Below are 2,978 nucleotides of genomic sequence, written 5' to 3' on the forward strand. Positions count from 1 at the left end.
CCCGGGTTGAACACCAGCTGGTTGCCGACCACGCTGGCCGTGCCCTTGTTTGCCGGCGCACTGACCGAGTTCAGCGTGAACAGGTGGCCGTCGTCGACATCGGTGTCGTTGGCCAGCACGTTGAGGGTCAGGGTCTGGTTCTCTGTACCGGCAGCCGTATCGGCCACCGCCACCGGCGCATCGTTGGTGCCGGTGATGGTCACATCCACCGTGGAACTCGAGAGCGCCCCGTACTGGTCCTGCATCTGGTAGTTGAGGGTCACGTGTTCGACCACGCCCTGCGCCAGGTGGTCGAAGTCGCTCCCCGGGTTGAACACCAGCTGGTTGCCGACCACGCTGGCCGTGCCCTTGTTCGCCGGCGCACTGACCGAGTTCAGCGTGAACAGGTGGCCGTCATCGACATCGGTGTCGTTGGCCAGCACGTTGACGGTCAGGGTCTGGTTCTCTGTACCGGCAGTCGTATCGGCCACCGCTACCGGCGCGTCGTTGGTGCCGGTGATGGTCACGTCCACCGTGGAACTCGAGAGTGCCCCGTACTGATCCTGCATCTGATAGTTGAGCGTCACGTGTTCGACCACGCCTTGCGCCAGGTGGTCGAAATCGCTCCCCGGGTTGAACTGCAGCTGGTTGCCGACCACGCTGGCCGTGCCCTTGTTTGCCGGCGCACTCGCCGCGTTCAGCGTGAACAGGTGGCCGTCATCGACATCGGTGTCGTTGGCCAGCACGTCGATCGTCAGGGTCTGGTTCTCTGTACCGGCGGCCGTATCGGCCACCGCCACCGGCGCATCGTTGGTGCCGGTGATGGTCACATCCACGCTGCTGGTCGAGAGTGCCCCATACTGGTCCTGCATCTGGTAGTTGAGCGTGACGTGCTCGACCACGCCTTGCGCCAGGTGGTCGAAGTCGCTCCCTGGGTTGAACACCAGCTGGTTGCCGACCACGCTGGCCGTGCCCTTGCTCGCTGGCGCACTCGCCGCGTTCAGCGTGAACAGGTGGCCGTCATCGACATCGGTATCGTTGGCCAGCACGTCGATCGTCAGGGTCTGGTTTTCCGTGCCGGCAGCCGTATCGGCCACCGCTACCGGCGCATCGTTGGTGCCGGTGATCGTCACATCCACCGTGGAACTCGAGAGCGCCCCGTACTGATCCTGCATCTGGTAGCTGAGCGTCACGTGCTCGACCACGCCCTGTGCCAGGTGGTCGAAGTCGCTCCCCGGGTTGAACACCAGCTGGTTGCCGACCACGCTGGCCGTACCCTTGTGCGCCGGCGCACTGACCGCGTTCAGCGTGAACAGGTGGCCGTCATCGATGTCGGTGTCATTGGCCAGCACGTTGAGGGTCAGCATCTGGTTCTCTGTACCGGCAGCCGTATCGGCCACCGCTACCGGCGCATCGTTGGTGCCGGTGATGGTCACGTCCACCGTGGAACTCGAGAGTGCCCCGTACTGATCCTGCATCTGGTAGCTGAGCGTCACGTGCTCGACCACGCCTTGCGCCAGGTGGTCGAAATCGGCCCCCGGGTTGAACACCAGCTGGTTGCCGACTACGCTGGCCGTGCCCTTGTTCGCCGGCGCACTGACCGAGTTCAGCGTGAATAGGTGGCCGTCATCGACATCGGTGTCATTGGCCAGCACGTTGACGGTCAGGGCCTGGTTCTCTGTACCGGCAGCCACATCGGCCACCGCCACCGGCGCATCGTTGGTGCCGGTGATCGTCACATCCACGCTGCTGGTCGAGAGTGCCCCGTACTGATCCTGCATCTGGTAGTTGAGCGTCACGTGCTCGACCACGCCCTGCGCCAGGTGGTCGAAGTCGGCCCCCGGGTTGAACACCAGCTGGTTGCCGACCACGCTGGCCGTGCCCTTGTTTGCCGGCGCACTGACCGAGTTCAGCGTGAACAGGTGGCCGTCATCGACATCGGTGTCATTGGCCAGCACGTCAATCATGAGGGTCTGGTTTTCCGTGCCGGCAGCCGTATCGGCCACCGCCACCGGCGCATCGTTGGTGCCGGTGATCGTGACGTCCACCGTGGAACTCGAGAGCGCCCCGTACTGGTCCTGCATCTGGTAGTTGAGGGTCACGTGCTCGACCACGCCTTGCGCCAGATGGTCGAAATCGCTCCCCGGGTTGAACACCAGCTGGTTGCCGACCACGCTGGCCGTGCCCTTGTTTGCCGGCGCACTCGCCGCGTTCAGCGTGAACAGGTGGCCGTCGTCGACATCGGTGTCGTTGGCCAGCACGTCGATCGTCAGGGTCTGGTTTTCCGTGCCGGCGGCCGCATCGGCCACCGCCACCGGCGCGTCGTTGGTGCCGGTGATGGTCACCACCACGGTGCTGCTGGCGGGCGCGCCATGCTCGTCGGTCATGTTGTAGCTGAGCGTGACGCTGGCCGTGGCGCCCTGCGCCAGATGGTCGAAATCGGCCCCTGGGTTGAACTGCAGCTGGTTGCCGACCACGCTGGCACTGCCCTGGCCGATCGGCGCGCTGGCGCTGACCAAGGTGAACGCGTGGCCGTCGTCGACGTCGGTATCGTTGGCCAGCACGTCGAGGGTCAGGGTCTGGTTCTCTGTACCGGCAGCCACATCGGCCACCGCCACCGGCGCATCGTTGGTGCCGGTGATCGTGACGTCCACCGTGGAACTCGAGAGCGCCCCGTACTGATCCTGCATCTGGTAGTTGAGCGTTACGTGCTCGACCACGCCTTGCGCCAGGTGGTCGAAGTCGCTCCCTGGGTTGAACACCAGCTGGTTGCCGACCACGCTGGCCGTGCCCTTGTTTGCCGGCGCACTGACCGAGTTCAGCGTGAACTGGTGGCCGTCATCGACATCGGTGTCGTTGGCCAGCACGTTGAGGGTCAGGGTCTGGTTTTCCGTGCCGGCGGCCACATCGGCCACCGCCACTGGCGCGTCATTGGTGCCGGTGATGGTCACGTCCACGCTACTGGTCGAGAGCGCCCCAAACTGATCCTGCATCTGGTA

At 64.7% G+C, this 2,978-nt stretch carries 1 protein-coding gene; it reads right to left on the bottom strand.

The window, feature by feature from the left end:
* On the bottom strand, nucleotides 1-2,978 hold a 2,978-nt coding region (locus AC07W5_RS29455), incomplete at both ends, for an Ig-like domain-containing protein (protein ID WP_495024864.1).

This window comes from Pseudomonas sp. GW821-FHT01E05 (assembly GCF_059422425.1).